At 71.2% G+C, this 25,466-nt stretch carries 20 protein-coding genes; 14 read left to right on the forward strand and 6 right to left on the reverse strand.

Going from position 1 to position 25,466, the window contains the following annotated elements; genetic code table 11:
• Positions 1–57 precede the first annotated feature (57 nt).
• The 10 genes from ACZ5WK_RS08115 to ACZ5WK_RS08160 all read left to right on the forward strand — a co-directional run bounded on the left by ACZ5WK_RS08115 (position 58) and on the right by ACZ5WK_RS08160 (position 12,281).
• Positions 58–1,680 carry a peptide ABC transporter substrate-binding protein gene (locus ACZ5WK_RS08115; RefSeq protein ID WP_465546102.1) on the forward strand — a complete coding sequence of 541 codons (1,623 nt, stop codon included), beginning with the start codon at positions 58–60 and terminating at the stop codon, positions 1,678–1,680.
• Positions 1,681–1,857: 177 nt separating this feature from the next.
• A complete protein-coding gene (locus ACZ5WK_RS08120) occupies positions 1,858–2,784 on the forward strand; it encodes an ABC transporter permease (RefSeq protein WP_396320661.1) in 927 nt (308 codons plus the stop codon).
• 76 nt (positions 2,785–2,860) lie between these two features.
• Entirely contained in the window at positions 2,861–3,775 is a 915-nt protein-coding gene (locus ACZ5WK_RS08125; protein WP_465546576.1) for an ABC transporter permease, read from the forward strand.
• Positions 3,776–3,790: 15 nt separating this feature from the next.
• Positions 3,791–4,843, forward strand: coding sequence for an ABC transporter ATP-binding protein (locus ACZ5WK_RS08130; RefSeq protein ID WP_465546105.1), 1,053 nt, complete (start codon positions 3,791–3,793; stop codon positions 4,841–4,843).
• Positions 4,833–6,086 (forward strand): ABC transporter ATP-binding protein, encoded by a 1,254-nt coding sequence (locus tag ACZ5WK_RS08135; RefSeq protein ID WP_465546107.1) that lies wholly within the window; start codon positions 4,833–4,835, stop codon positions 6,084–6,086. The genes ACZ5WK_RS08130 and ACZ5WK_RS08135 overlap by 11 nt, the downstream gene beginning before the upstream one ends.
• 413 nt (positions 6,087–6,499) lie before the next feature.
• The gene (locus ACZ5WK_RS08140; protein WP_465546109.1) at positions 6,500–8,143 is read left to right on the forward strand and encodes a peptide ABC transporter substrate-binding protein; all 1,644 of its coding nucleotides are present in this window, start codon (positions 6,500–6,502) and stop codon (positions 8,141–8,143) included.
• A 93-nt stretch (positions 8,144–8,236) separates the two neighbouring features.
• Complete coding sequence (locus tag ACZ5WK_RS08145) at positions 8,237–9,181, forward strand: ABC transporter permease (protein WP_396320666.1); 945 nt, start codon at positions 8,237–8,239, stop codon at positions 9,179–9,181.
• The gene (locus tag ACZ5WK_RS08150; RefSeq protein WP_396320667.1) at positions 9,174–10,163 is read left to right on the forward strand and encodes an ABC transporter permease; all 990 of its coding nucleotides are present in this window, start codon (positions 9,174–9,176) and stop codon (positions 10,161–10,163) included. Before ACZ5WK_RS08145 ends, ACZ5WK_RS08150 begins: the two co-directional genes overlap by 8 nt.
• 14 nt (positions 10,164–10,177) lie before the next feature.
• Positions 10,178–11,269: an ABC transporter ATP-binding protein gene (locus ACZ5WK_RS08155; protein ID WP_465546112.1), complete on the forward strand. Its 1,092-nt coding sequence runs from the start codon at positions 10,178–10,180 to the stop codon at positions 11,267–11,269.
• Positions 11,262–12,281, forward strand: a complete 1,020-nt coding sequence (locus tag ACZ5WK_RS08160) for an ABC transporter ATP-binding protein (protein WP_465546114.1) — start codon at positions 11,262–11,264, stop codon at positions 12,279–12,281. Before ACZ5WK_RS08155 ends, ACZ5WK_RS08160 begins: the two co-directional genes overlap by 8 nt.
• A 58-nt stretch (positions 12,282–12,339) precedes the next feature.
• Here ACZ5WK_RS08160 and ACZ5WK_RS08165 read toward each other — a convergent pair whose 3' ends face one another.
• From ACZ5WK_RS08165 to ACZ5WK_RS08185, 5 genes are all read right to left on the reverse strand, one after another.
• Positions 12,340–14,055, reverse strand: a complete 1,716-nt coding sequence (locus tag ACZ5WK_RS08165) for an ABC transporter family substrate-binding protein (protein WP_465546116.1) — start codon at positions 14,053–14,055, stop codon at positions 12,340–12,342.
• Between the two features lie 160 nt (positions 14,056–14,215).
• Positions 14,216–16,516 (reverse strand): peptidoglycan binding domain-containing protein, encoded by a 2,301-nt coding sequence (locus tag ACZ5WK_RS08170; RefSeq protein WP_465546118.1) that lies wholly within the window; start codon positions 16,514–16,516, stop codon positions 14,216–14,218.
• A 239-nt stretch (positions 16,517–16,755) separates the two neighbouring features.
• A complete protein-coding gene (locus tag ACZ5WK_RS08175) occupies positions 16,756–17,217 on the reverse strand; it encodes a DUF6113 family protein (RefSeq protein WP_396320672.1) in 462 nt (153 codons plus the stop codon).
• Entirely contained in the window at positions 17,214–18,200 is a 987-nt protein-coding gene (gene mshB, locus ACZ5WK_RS08180) for an N-acetyl-1-D-myo-inositol-2-amino-2-deoxy-alpha-D-glucopyranoside deacetylase (protein ID WP_465546121.1), read from the reverse strand. Before mshB ends, ACZ5WK_RS08175 begins: the two co-directional genes overlap by 4 nt.
• Before the next feature lie 31 nt (positions 18,201–18,231).
• Entirely contained in the window at positions 18,232–18,426 is a 195-nt protein-coding gene (locus tag ACZ5WK_RS08185) for a DUF2304 domain-containing protein (RefSeq protein WP_465546123.1), read from the reverse strand.
• A gap of 313 nt (positions 18,427–18,739) precedes the next feature.
• On the opposite strand from ACZ5WK_RS08185, the gene ACZ5WK_RS08190 reads away from it, so the two are divergent.
• The 4 genes from ACZ5WK_RS08190 to ACZ5WK_RS08205 all read left to right on the forward strand — a co-directional run bounded on the left by ACZ5WK_RS08190 (position 18,740) and on the right by ACZ5WK_RS08205 (position 24,049).
• Complete coding sequence (locus tag ACZ5WK_RS08190) at positions 18,740–20,893, forward strand: S9 family peptidase (protein WP_405361245.1); 2,154 nt, start codon at positions 18,740–18,742, stop codon at positions 20,891–20,893.
• Positions 20,894–21,102: 209 nt separating this feature from the next.
• Positions 21,103–22,059 carry an ABC transporter ATP-binding protein gene (locus tag ACZ5WK_RS08195; RefSeq protein WP_465546126.1) on the forward strand — a complete coding sequence of 319 codons (957 nt, stop codon included), beginning with the start codon at positions 21,103–21,105 and terminating at the stop codon, positions 22,057–22,059.
• Positions 22,056–22,778 (forward strand): ABC transporter permease, encoded by a 723-nt coding sequence (locus tag ACZ5WK_RS08200; RefSeq protein ID WP_465546128.1) that lies wholly within the window; start codon positions 22,056–22,058, stop codon positions 22,776–22,778. Before ACZ5WK_RS08195 ends, ACZ5WK_RS08200 begins: the two co-directional genes overlap by 4 nt.
• Before the next feature lie 8 nt (positions 22,779–22,786).
• A complete protein-coding gene (locus ACZ5WK_RS08205; RefSeq protein WP_465546130.1) occupies positions 22,787–24,049 on the forward strand; it encodes a sensor histidine kinase in 1,263 nt (420 codons plus the stop codon).
• Here the strand turns inward: ACZ5WK_RS08205 and ACZ5WK_RS08210 are convergent.
• The gene (locus ACZ5WK_RS08210; RefSeq protein WP_465546132.1) at positions 24,046–25,464 is read right to left on the reverse strand and encodes a sensor histidine kinase; all 1,419 of its coding nucleotides are present in this window, start codon (positions 25,462–25,464) and stop codon (positions 24,046–24,048) included. The two genes, ACZ5WK_RS08205 and ACZ5WK_RS08210, sit on opposite strands and share 4 nt — an antisense overlap.
• Between the last annotated feature and the right edge of the window lie 2 nt (positions 25,465–25,466).

Genomic DNA, 25,466 nt, shown 5'->3' on the forward strand with positions numbered 1-25,466 from the left:
GCGCGGGCGCGCTTCTCATGGGGTGTGATGCGACACACACCTTGAGGAGGGACCTCCATGCCCGCAGCCCCCCGTGCTCGATGGGTCCTCGCCGGTGCGACATCCGTGGCCCTGGTGGCCAGCGGGTGCAGCAGCAGCGGCGGAGGCGGAAGCAGTTCGTCGGACAGCAGCAAGACCTTCAGCTACCAGAGCAGTGAGCCGCAGAACCCGCTGCAGCCGGCGAACGCCAACGAGACCGGCGGCGGGCGCATCCTGCAGAACCTCTTCAAGGGCCTGGTCGACTACGACCCCAGCAACGCCCAGATCCGGATGCAGGTCGCGGATTCGATCGACACCAGCGACTCGCAGACCTTCAACGTCACGCTGAAGAGCGGCTGGACGTTCCACGACGGCACGCCGGTCACGTCGACCAACTTCGTCGACGCCTGGAACTGGGGCGCGACCACCACCAACAACCAGATCAACAGCTCCTGGTTCTCCGACATCGAGGGCTATCAGGACGTCCACCCCGCCAGCGGCCAGCCGACCGCGACCAAGATGTCCGGGCTGACCGTCGTGGACAACACGCACTTCACCATCAAGCTGCGGGGCAAGGTCTCGTACTTCGAGTACAAGCTCGGGTACATCGCCTTCTCGCCGCTGCCGTCCGCCTTCTTCAACGACCCGACCGGGTACGGGCAGAAGCCGGTGGGCAACGGCCCGTACCAGTTCGTCAGCTGGGACCACAACCAGCAGGTGGTCACCAAGGCCTACCCGAACTACCAGGGCGTGGACAAGCCGAAGAACGGCGGCGTCGTCTTCAAGATGTACAGCACCGCCGAGGCCGCCTACGCCGACCTGCAGTCCAACAACCTGGACGTGATGGACCAGGTGCCGCCGTCGGCGCTGGCCACCTACAAGAGCGACCTGGGCGACCGGGCGATCGACTCCCCGCAGGGTGCCATTCAGAACGTCGGCTTCACGCTGTACCAGGCGGACTGGGCCGCGCCCGAGAAGGCCCAGGTCCGCCAGGGCATCTCGATGGCGATCGACCGCGACACCATCACCAAGACGGTGCTCCAGGGGTCGCGCGCGCCCGCCAGCGCCTGGGTCGCCGAGGGCGTCGAGGGGTACAAGGCGGGCCAGTGCGGTGAGTTCTGCACGTTCAACCCGGACAAGGCCAAGCAACTGATCGCCCAGGGCGGTGGCATCCCGGGCAACAAGCTGACCATCACCTACAACGCGGACGGCGGCCACAAGGAGTGGGTCGACGCCGTCTGCAACTCGGTCCGACAGAGCACCGGGGCGGACTGCACCGGTGACCCGAAGCCCGACTTCAAGACCGCCCGGGCGGCGATCACCGGCCACCAGATCGACGGCATGTTCCGGACGGGCTGGGTGCAGGACTACCCGCTGAACGCCAACTTCCTCGCCGACGTCTACCGCACCGGCGCGGCGTCCAACGACTTCGGCTACAGCAGCCCGCAGTTCGACAAGCTGTCCACCCAGGCGGACCAGGCGGACAGCGTCCAGGGCTCGGTGACGGGCTACCAGCAGGCGGAGGCGGTGCTGGCGACCGACATGCCGGCCATCCCGCTCTGGTACTACCGCACCAACTCGGGCTACTCCAACAACGTCCAGAACGTGACGTTCGACTCCTTCGGCAACCCGGCCTGGACCCAGGTCGAGGTCAAGGGCTGATCCCCCCTCCCCGCCCGGCACCGGGCTGCGGCACCTCCCGGCCGCCAGGCCGGGGGCGAGGGGCCCGGCCCCGCGCGGCCCCGCCCTCCCCGCACGGGGGGCGGGGCCCGGGCACTCGGTCCAACGGCCCGCCGCACCCGGTCACGGGCCGACCCGTCACCTAGGAAGGAGGCTCGGATGGGAAGTTACGTGCTGCGGCGGGTGCTGCAGATGATCCCGGTGTTCTTCGGCTCCACATTCCTGATCTTCCTGATGGTCTACACGCTGCCGGGCGACCCGGTCGCGGCGCTGTTCGGGGACAAGGCCGCCGACCCGGCGGTGGTGGCCAACCTGAAGCACCGGTACTACCTCGACCAGCCGCTGTGGAAGCAGTACCTGCACTACATGGGGAACCTGTTCCAGGGTGACTTCGGGACGAGCTTCACCGGCCGCTCGGTCACCGACATCATGGCGGACGCCTTCCCGGTCACCATCCGGCTGGCCCTGATGGCCTTCGCCTTCGAGCTGGTCGTCGGGCTGGCACTCGGTCTGATCTCCGGCCTCAGGCGGGGCAGCATCGAGGACACCCTGGTGCTGGCCCTGACCCTGGTGGTGATCTCGATCCCGGTGTTCGTGCTCGCCTACATCGCCCAGACGATCTTCGCCACCAACCTGGGCTGGGTCACCCCGACGGTGCAGGACTCCACGGACCTCTCCCAGCTGATCCTGCCCGCGATCGTGCTGGGTTCGCTCTCCCTCGCGTTCGTCGCCCGGCTCACCCGGACGTCGATCGGGGAGAACCTGCGGGCCGACTACATGCGCACCGCGGTCGCCAAGGGCCTGCCGCGGCGGACCATCATCTCCCGGCACCTGCTGCGCAACTCGCTGATCCCGGTGGTCACCTTCCTCGGCACCGACCTCGGCGCGCTGATGGGCGGCGCGATCGTGACCGAGGGGATCTTCAACGTGCAGGGCATCGGCAACGTCCTGTACCGGGCGATCAACCAGAAGGAGGGCCCCACCGTGGTCGGCATCGTGACCGTCCTGGTGATCGTCTACCTGGTCGCCTCCCTGATCGTCGACCTGCTCTACGCGGTCCTGGACCCGAGGATCCGCTATGCCTGACCTGCATGACGAGGGCGAGTTCAAGCCGCATTCGGTGCCCGGTGTCGACCACCTCGACTACGCCGGCGAGCAGGGCATGGCGGTCGAGCAGGAGACCCTGGTCGAGGGCGACCCGGCCAAACGGGAGGAGGCCCGCAGCCTCTGGGGCGACGCCTGGCGGGACCTCCGCCGGCGGCCGGTCTTCCTGATCTCGGCGCTGCTGATCCTGCTGCTGATCGTGATGTCGATCTTCCCCTGGGCGTTCACGGACGCCAACCCGCGCAAGGCCGACCTGATCCACGACTTCCTCAAGCGCCCGGACTGGACGGACTTCTTCGGCGCCGGCTGGTTCGGCTACGACGGCCAGGGCCGGTCGATCTACGCCCGGGTGATCTACGGGGCCCGGGCCTCGATCACCGTCGGCATCTTCGTGACCCTCGGGGTCACCCTGCTCGGCGGGCTGACCGGCATGGTCGCCGGGTACTTCGGCGGCGCGGTGGATGCCGTGATCTCCCGCGTCGTCGACATCTTCTTCGGCATCCCGCTGCTGCTCGGCGCGCTGGTCCTGCTGGGCGCCTTCTCCGCCCGCACGGTGTGGAGCGTGGTGATCGCGCTGGCGGTCCTCGGCTGGACGCAGATCGCGCGCGTCATGCGCGGCGCCGTCCTGACCGTCAAACAGGCCGACTACGTGATGGCCGGCCGAGCACTGGGCGCGGGCACCGGGCGGCTGATGCTCCGGCACATCCTGCCGAACGCGGTCGCGCCGGTGATCGTCGTCGCCACCATCGCCCTGGGCGGCTACATCGCGACCGAGGCCACCCTGAGCTTCCTGGGCATCGGCCTGCAGGACCCGACCATCTCCTGGGGCATCGACATCGCCTCCGCCCAGAAGGTGATCCGGACGGCCCCGTACGTGCTCTTCTTCCCGGCCGCGGCGCTCTCCATCACGGTGCTGGCCTTCATCATGCTGGGCGACGCGGTCCGCGACGCCCTCGACCCGAAGCTTCGCTGAGCGAGGGGACTCATCGTGACCACAGCTGTCGACACCGGCAAGCCGAAGCGGGAGGAGCCCTACGAGGGGCCGCTGCTGGACGTCCGCGACCTGCACGTCGAGTTCGTCACCCGGGACGGGGTGGCCAAGGCGGTCAACGGGGTCAACTACAGCGTCCGGGCGGGGGAGACGCTCGCGGTGCTCGGCGAGTCCGGCTCGGGCAAGTCGGTGACCGCGCAGGCGATCATGGGCATCCTGGACATGCCGCCGGCCCGGATCCCCCGGGGCGAGATCAGGTTCCGGGGCCAGGACATGCTCAAGATGGGCAAGGAGGAGCGGCGGCAGATCCGCGGGCAGAAGATCGCGATGATCTTCCAGGACGCGCTCTCCTCGCTCAACCCCGTGCTCACCGTGGGGTTCCAGCTCGGTGAGATGTTCCGGGCCCACCAGGGGACGTCGCGCAAGGAGGCCAAGGAGAAGGCCGTCGAGCTGATGGAGCGGGTGCGCATCCCCGCGGCCAGGCAGCGGGTGAACGACTACCCGCACCAGTTCTCCGGCGGTATGCGCCAGCGCATCATGATCGCGATGGCGCTGGCCCTGGAACCGGACCTGATCATCGCCGACGAGCCCACCACCGCCCTGGACGTGACCGTCCAGGCGCAGGTGATGGACCTGCTGGCCGAGCTGCAGGCCGAGTTCCACATGGGCCTGATCCTGATCACCCACGACCTCGGCGTGGTGGCCGACGTCGCGGACAAGATCGCGGTGATGTACGCGGGGCGGATCGTCGAGACGGCGCCCGTGCACGAGCTGTACGCGCGGCCGGCCCACCCGTACACCCGCGGCCTGCTGGACTCCATCCCGCGCCTGGACCAGAAGGGCCAGGAGCTGTACGCGATCAAGGGCCTGCCGCCCAACCTGCTGCGGATTCCGCCGGGTTGCGCGTTCAACCCGCGCTGCCCGCGGGCCCAGGACATCTGCCGGGGCCAGGTGCCGGAGCTGTTCCCGGTCACCGAGGACGACGGCCGGGAGATGGCCGGGCGGGGCAGCGCCTGCTTCTTCTGGAAGGAGACCCTCCATGACCGCTAACGGGGCCAGCGCACTGGGGCCGGCGGTGCCGGAGGACGTCGCGTTCGCACGGGAGGTGGCGCCCGGCGAGCCGATCCTCCAAGTCCGGGACCTGATCAAGCACTTCCCGCTCACCAGGGGCGTAGTCTTCAAGAAGCAGGTCGGCGCGGTGAAGGCGGTGGACGGGGTCTCCTTCGACCTGGTCCAGGGGGAGACGCTCGGCATCGTGGGGGAGTCCGGCTGTGGCAAGTCCACGCTGGCCAAGGTGCTGATGAACCTGGAGCCGGCCACCGGCGGGTCGGTGCGCTACAAGGGTGAGGAGATCTCCCGGCTCTCCGGTGCCGGGCTGAAGGCGGTGCGGCGCAACATCCAGATGGTGTTCCAGGACCCGTACACCTCGCTCAACCCGCGTATGACGGTCGGCGACATCATCGGCGAACCCTACGAGATCCACTCCGAGGTGGCGCCAAGGGGGGACCGCCGCAAGGCCGTCCAGGACCTGCTGGACGTGGTGGGTCTCAACCCCGAGTACATCAACCGGTATCCGCACCAGTTCTCCGGCGGCCAGCGCCAGCGCATCGGCATCGCCCGCGGCCTCGCGCTCAAGCCGGAGGTGATCATCTGTGACGAGCCGGTCTCCGCGCTGGACGTCTCCGTCCAGGCGCAGGTGATCAACCTGCTGGAGCAGCTCCAGGGGGAGTTCAACCTCTCGTACATGTTCATCGCGCACGACCTCTCGATCGTCCGGCACATCTCCGACCGCGTCGGTGTGATGTACCTCGGCAGGCTGGTCGAGATCGGCTCCGACCTGGAGATCTACGACCACGCGACCCATCCGTACACCCAGGCGCTGCTCTCGGCGGTGCCGGTGCCGGACCCGACGGCGCGTGAGTCGCGGGACCGGATCGTGCTCACCGGGGACGTGCCCTCGCCGGCCAACCCGCCGTCCGGCTGCCGGTTCCGCACCCGCTGCTGGAAGGCGCAGGAGCGGTGCACGGTGGAGGTGCCGCTGCTGGCCGCGCCGGTGTGGCTGGAGGGGCTGGCCCGGCACGACTCGGCGTGTCACTTCGCGGCGGAGCGCGACATCGAGCACGGCGCGGCGGAGCGCGACATCGAGCACGGCGCGGCGGAGCGCGAGACCGGGCCCCGAGCGAAGGGGCCCGAGGCGGGGCCCAGCGCGGCCGAGCCCGATGCGGGCCAGCCCGGGACCGGCCGGAGCGAGGACGGCGGGGGCCCGACCCCGCCGGCGCCGGAAACCGGTTGACACCACCGTCCAGATCCCGAACCAAGGGCGCGCCCTCCCAGCGGAGGGCGCGCCCTTGCGTTGTCCTGCGGAAACACCGGAATTCCTCCGGCCGAATTTGATCATTACGCTCCGTAAAGCATCGAATACCGGAGAATATTGTTCGTTATCCGGAAAGTGGAGTGCGGGACTCCGTGCGCGATATGCAGGAATTTGGCGAGCAATGTCACGACTTGGTCTGAGCATGTAATTGAAAAGAGATGTGACGTGGATTCCGCCGGAGGGGTCCGGTGATCGATAGTTGCTCTGCGCGTATCAGTGGTCACCTCGCCAACTGTGCGGATCGGCCCTGAGATGTCGACCTTCGCCATGCCCGGCACACCGACTGGCGGGGCGCCGTTCGTTCGTAAGCCCCTAAATCGAGGAGCAGTTGAATGAGGCTCACCAAGACGATGCGTTGGACCGCGCTGGCGGCCTGCACCGCGCTCGCGATCTCCGCGTGCAGCACCGGCAGCGACAAGAAGTCCTCGGACCAGGCGAACGGGTCCGGCAAGAAGGGCGGCTCGATCAGCATCGAGTCGGGTGAGCCGCAGCACGGACTGGTGCCGCAGAACACGGCCGAGTCCGAGGGGGCCCAGGTTCTCGCGGCACTCTTCGCCGGCCTGGTCGACTACGACAACAAGGACAACTCGCCGAAGCTGCGGGCCGCCGAGTCGATCGAGAGCAGCGACGCCACCACCTGGACGATCAAGCTCAAGGACGGCTACACCTTCCACAACGGTGAGAAGGTCATCGCGCAGAACTTCGTCGACGCCTGGAACTACGGGGCGAACCAGGACAACGCGCAGGAGGGGCTGCCGTTCTTCGACAAGATCCTCGGTTCGGACGAGCTGGCCCCGGGCAAGGACAAGAAGCCCGCCGCGGACAAGCTCAAGGGCCTCAAGGTCGTCGACGACAAGACCTTCACGGTCACTCTCAAGGCCCCGTTCTCCCAGTTCAAGACCATGCTCGGCTACACCGCGTTCTACCCGCTGCCGAAGGCGTTCTTCGCCGACCCGAAGGCCTTCGAGGACGCGCCGATCGGTAACGGCCCGTTCCAGATGGACGGCAAGTGGGAGCACAACAAGCAGATCAAGGTGAAGCGGTACGAGAACTTCCCGGCGGCCGACGGAAAGGCAAAGCTGGATTCCGTCACCTTCAAGATTTACGACAAGCTGGAGACCTCGTACAACGACCTGCGCGCGGACAACATCCAGATCACCAACAAGCTCCCGATCTCGGCGATGTCGACCGTCGCGCAGGAGTTCGGTGACCGCTACATCTACAAGCCGGAATCCGGGGTCGGCTACCTCGGATTCCCGATCTCGACCAATCCGGCGTTCGGGAAGCCGGAGATCCGCAAGGCGATCTCGATGGCGATCGACCGCGAGGCGATCACGAAGACCATCTTCTCGGGCACCCGCAAGCCCGCCGACGACTTCATCAGCCCGATCATTCCGGGTTACCGGCAGGGCGCACTCGGCGACGCCGCCAAGTACAACCCGGCGAAGGCGAAGGAGCTCTTCACCCAGGCCGGCGGCCTGCCCGGGAACACGCTGGAGATCGGCTACAACGCGGACGGCGGCCACAAGGAGTGGATCGAGGCCGTCGGCAACCAGCTGAAGAACAACCTCGGCGTCGACGTCACCTTCAAGCCGTTCGAGAAGTTCGGCGCGATCCTCACCGCACTGGGCGACCACAAGTACGCCGGGGCCTTCCGGATGGCCTGGCAGATGGACTACCCGTCGATCGAGAACTACCTGCGGCCGATCTTCTCCAAGATCGCGATCGACAACGGGTCCAACTACGGCGGCTACGTCAACGAGGACTTCGAGGCCCTGCTGGCCCGGGCCGACAGCGCGAAGACCGACACCGAGGGCATCAAGCTCTACCAGCAGGCCGACGACATCCTGATCAAGGAACTGCCGTACATCCCGGTCTACACGTACATGACCTCGGGTGCCTACACCAAGGCCGTCAAGAACGTCGTCATCGACGCCCAGAACCGCATCGACCTCGCCAACGTCGAACTGGCCTGACCGCGACCCAGCTGACCGGCACGAGCTGACGGGCGGCGCGGGTGATCCCCGCGCCGCCCGCCACCGGCGTGCCCCGAGCCACGAGGAGGCCGCATGGGCCGCTATGTGGTCCGCCGGATCATCCAGGCCATACCGGTGATTCTCGGCGCGACGTTCCTGATCTACGCACTGGTCTTCCTGCTGCCTGGCGATCCCATCACGGCACTGGCCGGTGAGAAGCGCCAGGACCCTGCCGTCGTGGCGGTGCTGCGCGACCGCTACCACCTGGACGACCCGTTCTTCGTCCAGTACTGGGACTACCTGGTCGGCCTGTTCAAGGGCGACTTCGGCGAGGACTACCGCGGCAACCAGGTCGTGGACGTCATGAAGACCGCCTTCCCCTACACCATCAACCTGGCGGTGACCGCGCTGGTCATCGAGATGGTGGTGGGCATCACCGCGGGCGTGGTCGCCGCACTGCGGCGCGGCAGGTTCATCGACAACGTGGTGCTGATCTCGACCCTGATGGTCATCTCGATCCCGGTCTTCGTGATCGGCTTCGTGCTCCAGCTGATCCTCGGGGTGAAGCTCAACACCGACTACGGCATCGACTTCTTCCCGGTCTCGTTCAACGAGGAGGCGGGCTTCCGGTCCTATCTGCTGCCGGCCTACGTCCTCGCCTCCACCTCGCTGGCGTACGTCGCCCGGCTCACCCGGACCAGCCTGATCGAGGTGATGCGGGCGGACTACGTCCGGACGGCGGTCGCCAAGGGGCTCAGCCCGATGCGGGTGGTGGTCAGGCACGGACTGCGCAACGCGCTGATCCCGATCGTCACCTTCCTGGGCATGGACCTCGGCGGGCTGATGGGCGGTGCGGTGATCACCGAGGGCATCTTCAACATCCCCGGGGTCGGGCACCAGCTCTTCCAGTCCGTCTACCTGCGCGAACGCACCATCGTCGTGGGCATCGTGAGCGCCCTGGTGCTCGTCTACCTGTTCGCCAACCTGGTGGTCGACCTGATGTACGCCGTCCTGGACCCGAGGATCCGCTATGAGTGAGCCGACGAAGAGCGAGGACACGAGGGTGTCGGTCCCGGGGCAGCCCGGCTCCGGGTCCGCCGCGAGCGGGCCCGCGGCGGAGGCCGCCACGCTCACCAAGGACGGGAAGGGCGGCAAGGGCGGCGAACGGGTCGCCAGCCTCTGGACCGACGCCTGGTACGACCTGCGGCGCAACCCGCTGTTCCTGATCGGCGGGTTCCTGGTGCTGTTCATGGTGGCGCTGGCCGTCGCCCCGCAGCTGTTCACCGACGGGGACCCGAGGGCCGGCGGCTTCTGCAACCTGGCCGACTCGCTGAAGCGGCCCAGCGCGGACCACTGGTTCGGCTTCGACGTCCAGGGGTGCGACATCTACACCCGGACGATCTGGGGCGCCCGCAACTCGATCATCGTCGGCATCCTGACCACCACCCTGGTGGTCGCGGTCGGCGGTCTGCTCGGCCTCTGGGCCGGCTGGATCGGCGGTCTCTGGGACAGCGCGCTCTCCCGGGTCACCGAGATCTTCTTCGCCATCCCGCTGCTGCTCGGCGGCATGCTGATCATGTCCACCTGGGGCAAGGGCAACGCCTGGACGGTCTCGGCGGTGATGGCCGTGCTCGGCTGGCCGCAGATCTACCGGCTGATGCGTTCGGCGGTGCTCTCCAACAAGCACAACGACTACGTGGTCGCGGCCAAGGCGCTCGGCGCCGGCACCGGACGGATCGTCACCCGGCACATCCTGCCGAACGCGGTCGCCCCGGTGATCGTGGTCTCGACCATCAACCTGGGCGTCTACATCGGTGCCGAGGCCGCGCTCTCGTACCTCGGCATCGGCATCCAGTCCCCGGCGATCTCCTGGGGTCTGATGATCAGCGACGCGCAGTCCCGCTTCCTGACCGCGCCCCATGTGCTGCTCTTCCCGGCCGTCGTGCTGAGCATCACCGTGCTGGCGTTCATCATGCTCGGCGACGCGGTCCGCGACGCCCTCGACCCGAAGCTGCGCTGAGGAGGGCCGCGGAGATGAGTGACGCGACGAAGCTGTCGAAGGGTGCGGTACCCCGCCAGAACGCGGTGGAGGTGGTCGGTGGCGGCCGGGAGAGCCTGGTGCCCGGCACTCCGCTGCTGGAGGTCGAGGACCTGCACATCGAGTTCCACACCCGGGACGGCGTGGCCAAGGCCGTCAACGGGGTGAGCTACGCGGTGTCGGCGGGGGAGACCCTGGCGGTGCTCGGCGAGTCCGGTTCGGGAAAGTCGGTGACCGCGCAGGCGATCATGGGCATCCTGGACATGCCGCCGGGGAAGATCACCTCCGGGTCGATCCGGTTCCGGGGCGAGGAACTGCTCACCATGAGCCCCAAGGCGCGCCGGGCGGTGCGTGGCCGGAAGATCGCGATGATCTTCCAGGACGCGCTCTCCTCGCTGAACCCGGTGCTCAGCGTGGGCTACCAGCTCGGTGAGATGTTCCGGGTGCACCAGGGGGCCTCGCGCAAGGAGGCCCGGGAGAAGGCCGTCGAGCTGATGGAGCGGGTGCGCATCCCCGCGGCCAGGCAGCGGGTGAACGACTACCCGCACCAGTTCTCCGGCGGTATGCGCCAGCGCATCATGATCGCGATGGCGCTGGCCCTGGAACCGGACCTGATCATCGCCGACGAGCCCACCACCGCGCTCGACGTGACCGTCCAGGCCCAGGTGATGGACCTGCTCGCCGAGCTGCAGGCCGAGTTCAACATGGGGCTGATCCTGATCACCCACGACCTCGGCGTGGTGGCCGACGTCGCGGACAAGATCGCGGTGATGTACGCGGGCCGGATCGTCGAGACGGCCCCCGTGCACGAGCTGTACGCGCGGCCGGCCCACCCGTACACCCGCGGCCTGCTCAACTCGATCCCCCGGCTGGACCAGAAGGGCCAGAACCTCTACGCCATCCAGGGCCTGCCGCCGAGCCTGCTGCGGATCCCCGAGGGCTGCGCCTTCAACCCCCGCTGCGACCGGGCGGTGGACCGCTGCCGCACCGAACTCCCGCGGCTGGTACCGGTGCTGGACGCCGACGGGGCCGACCTGCCGGGCCGCCGCAGCGCCTGCCACCTCTGGAAGGAGACCCTCCATGGCTGAGCCCATCCTGGAGGTCCGGGATCTGGTCAAGTACTACCCGCTGACCCAGGGGATCGTCTTCAAGAAGCAGGTCGGCGCGGTGAAGGCGGTGGACGGGGTCTCCTTCGAGCTGAAGAAGGGGGAGACGCTGGGGATCGTCGGCGAGTCCGGCTGTGGCAAGTCCACGCTGGCCAAGGTGCTGATGAACCTGGAGCGGGCCACCTCCGGCGAGGTCCGGTTCAAGGGCGAGGACATCACCCGGCTCTCCGGTGCCGGGCTGAAGGCGGTGCGGCGCAACATCCAGATGGTGTTCCAGGACCCGTACACCTCGCTCAACCCGCGTATGACGGTCGGCGACATCATCGGGGAGCCGTTCGAGATCCACCCGGAGGTGGCGCCGAAGGGGGACCGCCGCAAGGCCGTCCAGGACCTGCTGGACGTGGTGGGCCTCAACCCCGAGTACATCAACCGGTATCCGCACCAGTTCTCCGGCGGCCAGCGCCAGCGCATCGGCATCGCCCGGGGGTTGGCGCTCAAGCCGGAGGTGATCATCTGTGACGAGCCGGTCTCCGCGCTGGACGTCTCCGTCCAGGCGCAGGTGATCAACCTGCTGGAGCAGTTGCAGAGCGAGTTCGAGCTGTCGTACATGTTCATCGCGCACGACCTCTCGATCGTCCGGCACATCTCGGACCGGGTCGGCGTGATGTACCTCGGCAAGCTGGTCGAGATCGGGACGGAGGACCAGATCTACGCCCATCCGACCCATCCGTACACCCAGGCGCTGCTCTCCGCGGTGCCGGTGCCGGACCCGACCGGGCGCGAACAGCGTGAGCGCATCCTGCTCAGCGGGGACCTTCCGTCGCCGGCCAACCCGCCGTCCGGCTGCCGGTTCCGCACCCGCTGCTGGAAGGCGGAGGAGCGCTGCTCCACCGAGGTCCCGCTGCTGGCGGTGCCGTCCGTGCTGACCGGGCCGGCCGCGCACGAGTCGGCGTGCCACTTCGCCGAGGTGCGGGACGTGATCGGCGCGGGCTGAGCGCCGTCCGGTGGCCGGGCCGGGCACCGGGGTCGTACCGACTCCGGTGCCCGGCCTGTCACTTGGTGAAGCCGACGTTCTCCCAGACGATGTCGGACAGGCCCTGCGCGCCGATGTTGGCGAGGTCGGCGCGGGCGCCGTACAGCTGCGGGCGCTGGTAGAGCGGCAGGACGCCGGCCACCTTCCACAACTCGCCGTCGGCCTGGTTGATGGCCTCGAAGGCGGTGGCGGCGTCGGTCGCGCCGGAGGCCCGGTCGAGGGCGGCGTCGACGGCCGGGCTGCCGGCCTGGGACTGGTTGGTGCCGCCGTTCTGGGCGAAGTTGGCCCGGTTGCCGCTGGCCGGAAACGGCGTGCCGAGCAGCGAGTAGGCGGCGAGGTCGAAGTCGTGGCGGTTGACGTACTTGTCGAAGAACTCGTTCGGGTTGGCGGTCACCGTGGTGACCTTGACCCCGACGTCCTTGAGCATCCTGGTGGTGACCTCGGCCTCGGTCTGGGCCTGGGTGACGCCGGCCGGGATGACCATCCGCAGGTTGAGTTCCTTGCCGTCCTTCTTCCGGACGTCGCCGTCGAGCTTCCACCCGGCCGCGTCCAGCTTCCGGACGGCCTCGGCCGGGTCGTAGCGGCTGAGGCCGAGGGAGTTGTCCCGGTAGGCGTTCTGGTTGGCGACCAGCAGGTGGTTGTTGAGGGTGACGGTGGGCCAGTCCAGCCCGTTGAGGTCGGAGCGGGTGATCGCGTCCCGGTTGATCGCCTGGAAGACGGCCTGGCGGACGGCCGGGTCGGTCAGCAGGGGGCTCCTGCTGTTCAGCGTGAACTGGCGGAAGTCCGGCCCGCCGGCGCGGCGGACGGCGGCGCCCTTGGTGCTCTTGATCAGCTGGTAGCCGGCCACGTCCGGGCCGTTGTTGAAGAGGTCGATCTGCCCCTTGGCGAAGGCCGCGGCCATCGCGTTGGGGAGCACGGCATGGAAGACGATCCGGTCCAGCAGCGGCTTCTCGCCCCACCAGGCCGGGTCGGCGACCAGGGTGACGGTCTGCGCGGCCTTGTCCAGCTTCTCGACCTTGAACGGTCCTGCGGTGACCGGGATCGCGTCCAGGTAGGCGGTGTTGAACAGCTCCGGGGTGGCGAGCCGGCTCGCCGGCATCAGCGGGGCGTTGGCGGCGCCGTTGAACATCGACTGCCACTCGGAGAACGGCCGCGCGAAGGTCATCACGGCCTGGAAGTCGTCCTTGCCCCTGTCGACCGCCGCGACCAGCTCGAAGCCGGTGCTGCTGGACGCCTTGTAGGCCGGGTCGGTGCCGTTCAGCGCCCGCCAGTTGGCCTCGATGTCGCGCCAGGTGATCGGGGTGCCGTCGGACCACCGGGCCTTCGGGTTGAGCGTCCAGGTGACGACCTGGCGGCCGTCCCGGACCTCGGAGCGGGCGTCCTGCAGATAGGCCGGGTTGACGGTCTGGGTGCCGGCCGCGTCGGAGCGGAAGAAGGTCGGCATCAGCGGCTTGGTGACGGTGATGGTGGAGGACTCGCTGCCGTCGGCCTGGACCGGCGACCACTGGCTGGAGAGCTGGGCGATCGCGACGTTCAGGGTGCCGCCCTGGCGCAGCTCCCCGCGGTCGTGCGGGTTGACGTCGACGGTGGTGAGCTTGGGCGTCTCCAGCGTGGTCGGCAGTGCCCGGGAGCCGTCACCGCTGTCGGCTCCGGAGCCGCAGCCGCAGAGCGTCAGCGAGACGGCGGTGAGGCAGGCGAGCAGGGCCGTGCGGCGTGACAGGGGGCGGCGGCCCATGGCGGTTCTCCCGGTTCAGGTGTGACAGGCGGTGCGGGTGGTGTGGCGTCACATCTTGCTGACCGGGGAGCAGAGTTGTCGAGGGGCGGGACCGGCCCCCGGTGACTCCACGGGCCGGCCCGCCCCTCGGCGGTGCCTGTTCAGGCGGTGGTGGGACCGCTCAGGCGACGGTGAACTTGAAGGTGCGGTCCTTGTCGCCGGTCTTGTCCAGCACCGAGGTGATGGCGTCGGCGACGTCCTGCGGGGTGATCGCGGCGGTCTGGCCGTTCTTCTTGATCTTCACCTTGTCGAACACGGTGCCCAGCTGGCCGCCCAGCGCGTCGAGGTCCCACTTGGGCACGATCTTGCCGGAGGCGTCGGGCACCAGGGTGAGCGTCTTGGGGGCGGTCTTCGGGCCGAAGTCCCAGGTCTTGACGCCGGCCATGATGTGGATCCTGCCGTTCACCGCGGACTTGCCGAGGCTGTCCGCGGCGGCCTGGAGGGCCTGCGGGGAGATCTTCGGCTGGGCGGCCGTGACGGTGAGCGTGACGGGCTGCTCGGGCTTGCCGGCGGCGCGGTCGCGATAGGCCTGCTCGACCTGGTCGACGGCGGAGGCGGAGTCCACCGCCTGGCCGGCCTTGCCGGGCACCACGATCGGCTCGCCGTTGTCGCCGAACTTGACGTAGCCCTCGGCCAGGCCCTGCCCCGAGCCGGCGGCCAGCGCCTCCAGGGCGGCCTTGAGCTTGGCCCGGTCCACCTTGACCTCCGGCGGTACGGCCTTCTCGTCGCCCTTCAGCGAGGTGATCACGTCGACCGGGCTGTACGAGTGCTGGGTGAGCTTGTCCACGGTGGCCGTGGTGTCGAAGCCCAACCCGGCGACGGCCGGGTCGAGGTCCAGGGTCTGGTCGCCGACCTTCAGCTTGACCGGCTGCTGGCCGGCCTTGCCGACGCTGTCGTCGAGCTGGTGGATCGCCTGGTCGCGGTTGCTGCCGCCGATGTCCGTGCCGAGCACCACGGTGCCCTTGGGGATGTCGGACTGGTTCAGCATCAGGCCGGTGCCGTACGCGGCGGCGCCCAGGAAGAGCACACCGCCGACGCCGTAGACGCCGAGCTTGACGAGCTTCTTGCCGGTGCCGCCCCGCTTGGCCTTGGCCGCCCCGGTCTTGGGGGCCGCCGGCTTGCCGGGCGCGTCCGGCCGGGGGCCGGGCGCGGGGACCGGCACCGCGGCGGGGCCGGCGGGGGCTTCGCCGTCGGGGCCGCCGTGTGCGCCCGGGCGCGGCTGGGCGGGGGAGGTGTTGAAGGGGTCGGCCGGGGCTGCGGGCTCGCCCTGGCGGCCGGGGGCGCCGGGGAAGAGGCCGCCGGGGGCGGCGCTGCCGTACGGCTCGGCGCCGGCCGGGGGCCGCTGGACCGCGAACGGGTCGGTGCCGGCCGGGGCCGAGGCGAACAGGCCCTGCTGCGGGCGGCCGTTCTGCGGGGCGCCGTGCGAGGGCAGGCCGTTCTGGGGCAGGCCGGATATGGCGCCGGGCGGCGGGGTGTCCTCGCGGATCGGCTCGAAGCCGTCGACCGAGGTGTCCTCCGGGTTCGCCGCGGCCGGCGCACCGCCGGCCGGCCGGCCCTGGCCCTGGGGCTGCGGACGGCCGCCACCCTGGGGGTTGCGGCGCGGAAGGTCGCGGCTGGGGGCGAAGGGGTCGGCGGGCGCACCGGGGGCGAACGGGGCGTCCTCGTACACACCGGCGTCGTCGGCCGGGGCGTCGCTGCCGCCGCCGAACGGCGAGGCGGGCGCACCGGTGGGGCGCGGGGCGGGGGCGGCGGCCTGGGCGGGCAGCGGGCGGCCGCCCTGGCGGGCCGCACCGGGGCCCTGCTGCTGGCCACGGCCGGCGTTCTTGGGGCGCGCGCCGTTCGGGCGGGCCTCGGTGCCGGCGGCGGGCGTGGCCGGTCCGGCGGCGGGGGCGCCCGGGGCACCGGCCGGGACCGCGGCGGGGGCGGTCTCGGCGGCCGAGCCCTTCTTCTGGCGCGGCCGGAACCAGGCGCCGGTGGACTCGGACTCCGAGGTGGCCGGCGGGATCTCCCACTCGGGCGGCAGGTTCGGCGGGGTCGCCGTCCGGGCGCTGCCGTCCATCACCCCGAGCACGGGGGAGGCCGGTGCGGCCGAGCGGTGCCGGGGACCGGCCGGCTCGGGGGCGGCCGGCGGGTTCTCCTCGCCGGGGCCGTCCTCGTTCTTGACGGTGGAGCGGACCACCACCGGCGGGATCGGACGCGAGCCGGGGATGTTGATCCGGACCCGCGTGGTGAGCGTGGTCTCGGTCTTCGGGGCCTCGTCCTCGTCACCCGGCGCCGAACCCTCGACGGCACCGGCACCGGCACCAGCACGGTCGCCGCCGGGGAATCCCGGTGTGCCGTAGGGCGGGGTGCCCGACGGGTAGGCGTCCGGGCCCGTGCGCCGAGGCGTCGGGTGGGCGTTCTCAGATTCGCGGCTGCTCAATGCTGCTCTGCTCCGGGTTCGCGGGCGGGCCGTGCGGCGCGACCGCGGTTCGTGGGCGCCGGGCCTGGCGGGATCGGCGGTCGGGTACGGCGTTCTGCCGCACCACCATACTGGGAAGAACTGAGCGGTGAACCGGTTCGGATAGAACCTGATACGTCCGGTTCCTCCGGTATGAGAGTACGGCCGTGTGGTCCTGACTGCTCGTCCTACGCGGTACGGTACGCGGCCCCGCGGGGCGGTCAGCGCGGGGGGCCGGGCACCCCGGGGAACCAGCTGCTCCGGGTCGGCAGGGTGGCACAGATCACGCCCAGGATCGATCCGACGAACAGCCAGGCGAGCGACGTGGCATTGGTCCAGAGCACATTGTCCCCTTCCGGGCGAGGGACCATCAGGAGCAGCAGGGCGAGGAACCAGCCGGCCGCCGGCGCTGCCGCGCCGAGCCGGGTGCCGGTCACCCGCAGGCCCGCGTAGAAGGTCGCGGCGGTCGCGGCTAGCGCCAGCAGGACTCCCACGGGCGGCCACAAGGCCTGCACAAATGCTCCGCAGACCGACACCGCGATGCCCAGCAGAAAGAACAGGACATAAGCCGCGATCCGCCCGGCCCGAGGGGGCTGGGGCTCCTTCAGGCGCTCCGCCCGGGTGCCGAGGACGGTCACCGTGATCGAGCGGCGGGGCGCCTTCGTCTCGGTCGGCTCGGTCATCGGGCGCTCTCCTCGACGGTGTGGGCTGCGGTGCTGTCGTTCGCGGTGCTGTGGGCCGCGGTGCCGTGGTCCGTGGGGGTCCCGTCCGCGCTGTTGTCGCCGGCGGTGGTGTCCAGGCCGGCGAAGAGGTCGTCCTCGGGCCGCTCCGGCCCGGCCTGGCCGCGTACCAGCTGGTAGTACTCGGTGGCGATCAGCGGCTGGCCGAGGTTGTTGGAGAGCGCGAACGACGCGCCGTCCACGGTGATCTGGGTGGCGTGCGCGGCCATCGCCGCCGCCTTGGGGGCGGCGTAGGCGGAGCCGTCCAGCACGGTGGTGACCACGGCGTCGTCCACCACGCCGGGGACGTCGGCCTGCTGCGCGACGCCGGGGTGGCGCGCCTCGGCGGCGGTCTTGGCGAGGCCCTGCTCGATCACCGAGCGGGGCATCCGGTTCCAGTACACCTTGGCGATCCGCCAGGCCGGTCCCAGCCCGGGCCGGTACGCCGGGTCGGCGGCCAGCTCGTACGCGCGCATCGCGACCCGGTGCGCCTGGATGTGGTCCGGGTGCCCGTAGCCGCCGTTCTCGTCGTAGGTGACCAGCACCTGCGGCCGCACCTCGCGGACCACCGCGACAAGGTGGCCGGCGGCCTCGTCCACATCGGCCTGCCAGAAGCAGCCGGGCGCCTCGTTGTCGGGGACGCCCATCATGCCGGAGTCGCGGTACCGGCCCGGGCCGCCGAGGAAGCGGAAATCGGCGACGCCGACCGCGCGCATGGCGTCGGTCAGCTCGCCGATCCGGTGCGGGCCGAGGGTGTCGTCCCGGTCCGCCGTGAGGTGGGCCAGCTCCGGCGGGATCACCTCGCCGCCCTCGCCGAGGGTGCAGGTCACCAGGGTGACGTGCGCGCCCTCGGCGGCGTACCTGGCCATCGTGGCGCCGTTGCCGATCGACTCGTCGTCGGGGTGGGCGTGGACCAGGAGGAGGCGGCGGCCGGTAGTCACGGTCATGGGAGGAAGCCTAACGACCGGCGGCAGGGAGCTAGAGCTTCAGGCCGTTGATCATCCCGGCGAGGTTGCTGGTGACCTGGCTGATCGAGGGGGCGATGGAGCTGGACGCCAGGTAGAAGCCCAGTAGTGCGCAGACGATCGCGTGCGAGAGCTTCAGGCCGGAGCGGCGGATCAGCACCACCACGATGACCAGCATCAGCATGGCTGCGGAGATGGACAAAGCCATGTCGGTTCACACCCCTTCTCGGGTGCGCCACCCCCTCGGGGAGGCGGCGGTCGGGACCGTGGGGACCTGCGGTCGGGTGACCGCGGCCCGGGACGGGGCTTGACGATCACTCGTTGGACCAGTCATACCCGATGGGTGAGGGGCGCATTACGTTCAGTGAGTCTGCACGCGCCGGGGCATTGTTGTACGGCGGGGGCGTACGGGCCGGTCGGAAGGGGTGCGGGCCCGTTCGGTGCACACTTCCGGGCGATGCTCCGAACGAGTGATCACAATCCGCCGGCGGTGGCACCGGAACGTCATAAGGTCTGGTGCCATGACCTCCCACACCCCTGCGGACACCTTCCCGAGGCAGTACGCGCGCACCCTGCGCTACACCGTCGGCGCGCCCCGGTCGTTCTCCGTCGCATCCGACGGTTCCCGGGTCGTCTTCCTCCGTTCGCGCTCCGGCAGCGACCGCGCCAACCTGCTCTGGACCCTCGACACCGCCACCGGCGAGGAGCGCATCGCCGCTGACCCGGCCGTCCTGCTCGGCGGCGGCGAGGAGGACCTCTCGCCGGCCGAGAAGGCCCGCCGCGAGCGCAGCCGCGAGGGCTCGGCCGGCATCGTCGGCTACGCCCTGGACGGTGCCGGCGCGCTGGCCGCCTTCGCCCTGTCCGGCCGGCTGTTCACCGCCGACCTGGTCGCCGGCACCAGCACCGAGCTGCCCGCCGAGGGCCCGCTGCTGGACCCGCGGCTCTCCCCGGACGGCACCTTCGTCGCGTACGCCAACACCGCCGGCGAGCTGCGGCTCACCCGCACCGACGGCACCGCCGACTGGGCCTTCGCCGAGCCCGACGGTGCGAACGTGAGCTGGGGCCAGGCGGAGTTCATCGCCCAGGAGGAGATGGGCCGCGACCGCGGCTTCTGGTGGTCCCCCGACAGCGACCGGCTGCTGGTCGAGCGGGCCGACGACAGCCCGGTGCGCCGCTGGTGGATCGCGGACCCGGCCAACCCCGGCAGCGAGCCCGCCGAGATCGCCTACCCGGCCGCCGGCACCGCCGACGCCGAGGTCGGGCTCTGGTCCCTCGGCCTGGACGGCACCCGGGTCGAGGTCGACTGGGACCGCGCGGCCTTCCCCTACCTGGCCCGGGTGCACTGGTCGACGGGCGGCGTGCCGCTGCTGCTCGTCCAGGCCCGCGACCAGCGCAGCCAGCAGATCCTCGGCGTGGACGTGGAGACCGGCGCCACCGAGGTGCTGCACGAGGAGCGCGACGACGCCTGGCTGGAGCTGTTCCAGGGCGTCCCGGCCTGGACGCCGGACGGCAAGCTGGTCCGGATCGGCGACGAGGGCGGGGTGCGCGCGCTGGTGATCGGCGACCACGCCGTCACCGGGGCCGACCTGCACCTGCGCTCGGTGCTCGCCGTGACGGCCGAGGAGGTCTTCTTCACCGCCTCCGGCGGCGCCGAGGAGACCGACCCCGAGCCGGGCTGGATCGCCGCCGGCCGGATCGGCCACGACGGCAAGCGGCTCGGCTGGGAGGCTTCCAACGGCCGGCCGTTCACGTCCGTCACCACCGCCGTGCACGCGGGCGGGATCACCGTCCGTGCCACCGCCGAGCCCGACCTGCCCGGCACGCTGGTCCAGGTCGCCCGCGACCTGCCGGAGGGCGTGGTGGTCGACGACGTCGCGACCATCGAGTCCTACGCCGAGACCCCGGTGATCACCGCCCGCCCGGTCTTCCGCTACGCCGGCGAGCGCCGCATCCCCGCCGCCGTCTTCCTGCCCACCGGCTACGACCGGGAGCGGGACGGCCTGCTGCCCGTCCTGATGGACCCGTACGGCGGCCCGCACGGCCAGCGCGTCGTCCAGGCGCACAATCCGCACCTCAACTCGCAGTGGTTCGCCGACCAGGGCTTCGCGGTGATCGTCGCCGACGGGCGCGGCACCCCCGGCCGCGGGCCGGCCTGGGAGAAGTCGATCGCCTTCGACTTCGCCGGTGCCACCCTCGACGACCAGGTGGACGCGCTGCACGCGCTCGCCGAGGAGTTCCCGCTGGACCTCGAGCGGGTCGCCATCCGCGGCTGGTCGTACGGCGGTTACCTCTCCGCGCTGGCCGTGCTGCGCCGCCCGGACGTCTTCCACGCGGCCGTCGCCGGCGCCCCGGTGACCGACTGGGAGCTGTACGACACCCACTACACCGAGCGCTACCTCGGCCACCCCGCCGAGCGGCCCGAGGTGTACGCCGCCAACTCGCTCAGCGGGTACGCGGCCGGGCTGGAGCGCCCGCTGATGATCATTCACGGCCTGGCGGACGACAACGTGGTGGCCGCGCACACCCTGCGGCTCTCCTCGGCCCTGCTGGCGGCCGGCCGTCCGCACACCGTGCTGCCGCTCTCCGGCGTGACGCACATGACCCCGCAGGAGGAGGTCGCGGAGAACCTGCTGCTGCTCCAGGTCGACTTCGTGAAGAAGTCGCTGGGGATCTGACCCCCCCCGACCCTGCTGACCACCACCCCTGCTACCCCCCAACCCTGCTGACCTGCGGCTTCGGCGGCCGGTGCCCGTGACCCGGGTACCGGCCGCCGGCATGACATCCGTCATGCGGAAGCCACGACGGCGGGCACTGCCGCCGTACCGGGCCGGCGCGGGACGCTGAGGTGGTGCGAACGACACCAGCAGGGGAGAGGACCGGGGCGATGGTCACAGAGGTGGCTGCCTTCCGGGGCGTCAGCAAGAACTACGGGCGGGTGCGGGCCGTCGACGGCCTGGACCTGGTGCTGAGGCCGGGAGAGACCGTCGCCCTGCTCGGCCCGAACGGTGCCGGCAAGTCCAGCAGCCTCGACCTGCTGCTCGGCCTGCGCGAGCCGGACCACGGCACCGTCGCGCTGTTCGGCGGCGCCCCGCGCGACGCGATCACGGCCGGCCGGGTCGGCGCGATGCTGCAGAGCGGCGGGCTGATGGCCGACGTCAAGGTCCGCGAGCTGGTGAAGCTGGCCTGTGACGTCCACCCCCGCGGCCGGGCCGTCACGGAGGTGCTGGCCGACGCCGGGATCACCGAGCTGGCCGAGCGCCGGGCCGACAAGCTCTCCGGCGGCCAGGAGCAGCGGGTGCGCTTCGCCCTGGCGATCGCCGGCGCCAACGACCTGATCGTCCTGGACGAGCCCACCACCGGCATGGACGTCTCCGTCCGGCAGGCGTTCTGGGCGAGCATGCGGGCGCAGGCCGACGCCGGGCGCACCGTGCTGTTCGCCACCCACTACCTGGAGGAGGCGGACTCGATCGCCGACCGCGTCCTCGTCCTCCACCGGGGACGGCTGATCGCCGACGGCACCTCCGCCGAGATCAAGGCGAAGGCCGGCGCCCGCCGGATCACCTTCGAACTGCACGACGTGGACGGCCCGTTCGAGGAGTCGCTGCTGCGCACCCTGCCGGGCACGCTGGCGCTGGACGTCAGCGCCCGGGTGCCGGGGGTGCGGACGGTCCGGATCCGGACCGCGGACGCCGACGCGGGCGTCGCCGGGCTCTACCGCGCGGGCCTGTACCCGCGCGGCCTGGAGGTCACCGGCCTGGGCCTGGAGCAGGCCTTCCTGACCATCACCGGCGAGCAGGACGCCGCCGGCACCAACCGGTTCGCGACGGAGGCCGTGCGATGACCACCCTGATCCAGCTGGAGATCACGCGCACCCTGCGCAACAAGAAGTACCTGCTCTTCACGATCCTCTACCCGGCGCTGATGTACTTCTTCTTCATCAACGCCTACGGCACCGACAAGGTCGCCGGCGGCCTGCCGGTGAAGACCTACTTCATGGTGTCGATGGCCACCTTCGGCGCGGTCGGCTCGGTGCTGACCGGCAGCGCGCAGCGGATCTCGCTGGAGCGCAGGAGCGGGTGGACCAGGCAGCTGCGGCTGACCGCGCTCCCCGGCCGGGCGTACACCGTGGCGAAGATCGCCTCCAGCGCGGTGACCACCCTGCCCGCGATCCTGGTGGTGTTCGCGGTCGGCGCGACCCAGGGCGTGCGGCTGAGCGCGGGACAGTGGGCCGGCCTGGCGGCCGCGCTCTGGCTGGGCAGCTTCGTCTTCGCGGCGCTCGGGGTGGCGTTCGGCTACGCGGCGGCGCCGGACTCGGTGCAGACCATCGTGATGATCGCCTACATGGCGATGGCGCTGTTCGGCGGGACGTGGTTCCCGGTGACCGGCACGCTGGAGAGGTTCGCGCGGTTCGACCCGGTGTACCTGTACAACAGGCTCGCCACCTTCACCCAGCCCGGGCACTCGCTCGACCTGGTCGCGGTCGCCGGGCTGGCGGCCTTCCTGGTGGTCTTCGTCGCCGCCGCGGCCGGGCTGTACCGCCGTGACGCCCGGCAGGCATGATGACCCTCATGCCCGACACGCCCCGTACCCACCGAACCGACGAACAGCCGGAGGCGGGGACGGGGCGCGTGTCGTTCATGAACGTCCCCGGCGCTCCGGTGGAGACCAGGCGGCAGCTGCTGGTCAAGGTCAGCTGGATGCTGCTCTGGATGGTCTACCTGGCCTACCCGGTGGGCGACCTGCTCCAGCACAAGCACGGGACGGTCGCCACCCTGGCCGGCTGGATCGCCCTGGCCGCCTTCGTCGCCGCCTACGTCAGCCTGGTGGTCTTCCGCTCCCGGCCCGGCTCGCCGCCGCGCGCCGCCCAGGCGGTGGTGGCGATGATGGCCGTCATCGCGGTGGTCACCGCCTTCGGCCTCGGCACCTCCTGGCTGACCCTGTTCACCTACGCCTCGGTGGCGGTCGCGATCATCGCGCCGCCGCGGTACGGGATCGCCGGGGTGGGCGGGATGGCCGGGCTCACCGTGGCGGTCGGGCTGCTCAGCCACGCCGACCCCGGAGCGATCCCCACCATCGCGCTCACCGCCTTCCTCTCCGGCGCCGCCATGACCGGGCTGCAGCGGCTGGTCACCACCATGCGGGAGCTGCGCGAGGCGCGGGCCGCCGTCGCCCACCTCGCCGCGTCCGAGGAGCGGCTGCGGCTCGCCCGGGACCTGCACGACCTGCTCGGGCACTCCCTCTCGCTGATCACGCTGAAGAGCGAGCTGGCCGGGAGGTTCATGGACGGCGGCAAGGACGAGGCGGCGCGGGCGCAGGTCGCCGACATCGAGAAGGTCGCCCGGCAGTCGCTGATCGACGTCCGGGAGGCCGTGACCGGGTTCCGCCGGCCCACCCTGCCGGTCGAACTCGCCGCCGCCCGCACGGCGTTGGCGGCCGCGCAGGTCCGGCTGGAGGCGGCGCCCGAGCTGGTGGACGCCTGGCCGGGGCTGGCCACCGAGGAGGCGGGCGCGCTGGCCTGGGCGCTGCGCGAGGCGGTCACCAACATCGTCCGGCACGGCGAGGGCGCGACGCTCTGCACCGTGCGGGGGGACGAGGCGTGGGAGGGCGGCGGTGAGCGGTACGCCGTCCTGGAGATCACCGACAACGGGGCCGGGCCGGGCAAGTCGGCGCCGGGGAACGGGCTTTCCGGCCTGGACGAGCGGTTGGCGCTGGTCGGCGGCCGGCTGGAGACCGGGCCGGGCGAGCGCGGGAGGGGCTTCCGGCTGCGGGCGCTGGTGCCGTTGCGGACGGTGTCGGCCCCCACCGTGGGTCAGGCGACCAACATCTCCTAGGGGTCGGGGAGTTCGAGGAGGAAGCGGGCGCCGCGCGGGGATGGCGCGACCCGCAGGGTGCCGCCGTGCCGGGTGGCGATGTCGGCCGCGATGGCCAGCCCGAGGCCGCTGCCGCCGGCGTCCCGGCTGCGCGCCTCGTCGAGCCGGGTGAACGGTTCGAAGATCCGCTCGCGGTCCTGCGGCGGCACGCCCGGCCCGTCGTCGCGGACCTCCAGGACGCAGCCGTGCGCCGTCCGGCGGGTGGCCAGCACGATCTCGGACGTGGCGTGCCGGCGGGCGTTGTCGAGCAGGTTGCGGACCAGCCGGTGCAGCCGGAGGCGGCTGCCGCGCACCGGCAGCGGGTCGGGCGCGTCCACCACCAGCACCGGCCGGCTGCCGATCACCGGGCGGTACTGGTCGGCGAGTTCGCGCAGTACGGCGGAGAGGTCGACGGTGGTGTCCGGGCCGGTCGCGGCCGGGTGGGCGCCGCGGGCCAGGAAGAGCAGGTCCTCGGTGAGCCGCTGGAGCCGCTCGACCGAGGTCAGCGCCTCCTGGGTGGCGGCCGGCCAGTCGGTGCGCTCGGGGTGGGCCAGCGAGACCTCCAGGTTGGTGCGCAGCGCCGCGATCGGGCTGCGCAGCTCGTGCGAGGCGTCCGCGACGAACCGCTGCTGCTGGACGGACGAGCGCTCCAGCCGGTCCAGGGTGGCGTTGGTGGTGGTCGCCATCCGGGCGATCTCGTCCCCGGACTTCGGCACCGGCACCCGGCGGTCCAGCCGGTGCTCGCCGATCTCGGCCAGCTCGGCGCGGATCGCCTCCACCGGCCGCAGCGCGCGGCTGGTCGCCACCCAGGCGATCAGGGCCACCAGCAGCGCGGCGGCCGGCACGCCCGCCCGGAGCACCGGGTCGATGGTGTGCAGGGCCGCCTCGGCGGCGAACGGGGTGGCCAGCACGTACACGGTGACCGGGCCGAGCGGGGGCGTGGTGGGGCCGGTGGTGTCGGTCACCCGGTAGTACATGCTCCAGCTGCCCATCGCGGCGAAGGTGCGCCCCGAGTACCGGTTGGCGGCGGCCGGGCTGGCCGGGCCGACGGTGATCCGCTCGCCCTCCGGCTGCCAGTCGGCGGGGGCGAGCGCCGGGGCCACCGGCGGCAGCGGGGCGGCCAGGCGCTGGGTGGTGAGCGGCCCGCCCAGGGTGAGCAGCCGGCCGTCCTTGTCGAGCACGAGGTAGGGCATCAGGTCGCTGTCCGGCAACTGCTGGCCGAGCGTGAAGGCGCGGCCGATCTCCCGCGCCTGGTACTGAGCCTCCGACTCGGCGGCGGCCAGCTGGGCGTCGTACATGTGGCCGCGCAGCCACCAGGCGCCGACGCCGAGCAGCAGCAGCGCGGCCAGGCCGGCCGCGAGCGAGGTGCGGACCCGGGTGGAGAGCCGGCCCAGCACCG

The sequence above is a fragment of the Kitasatospora sp. NPDC032757 genome (assembly GCF_055579305.1).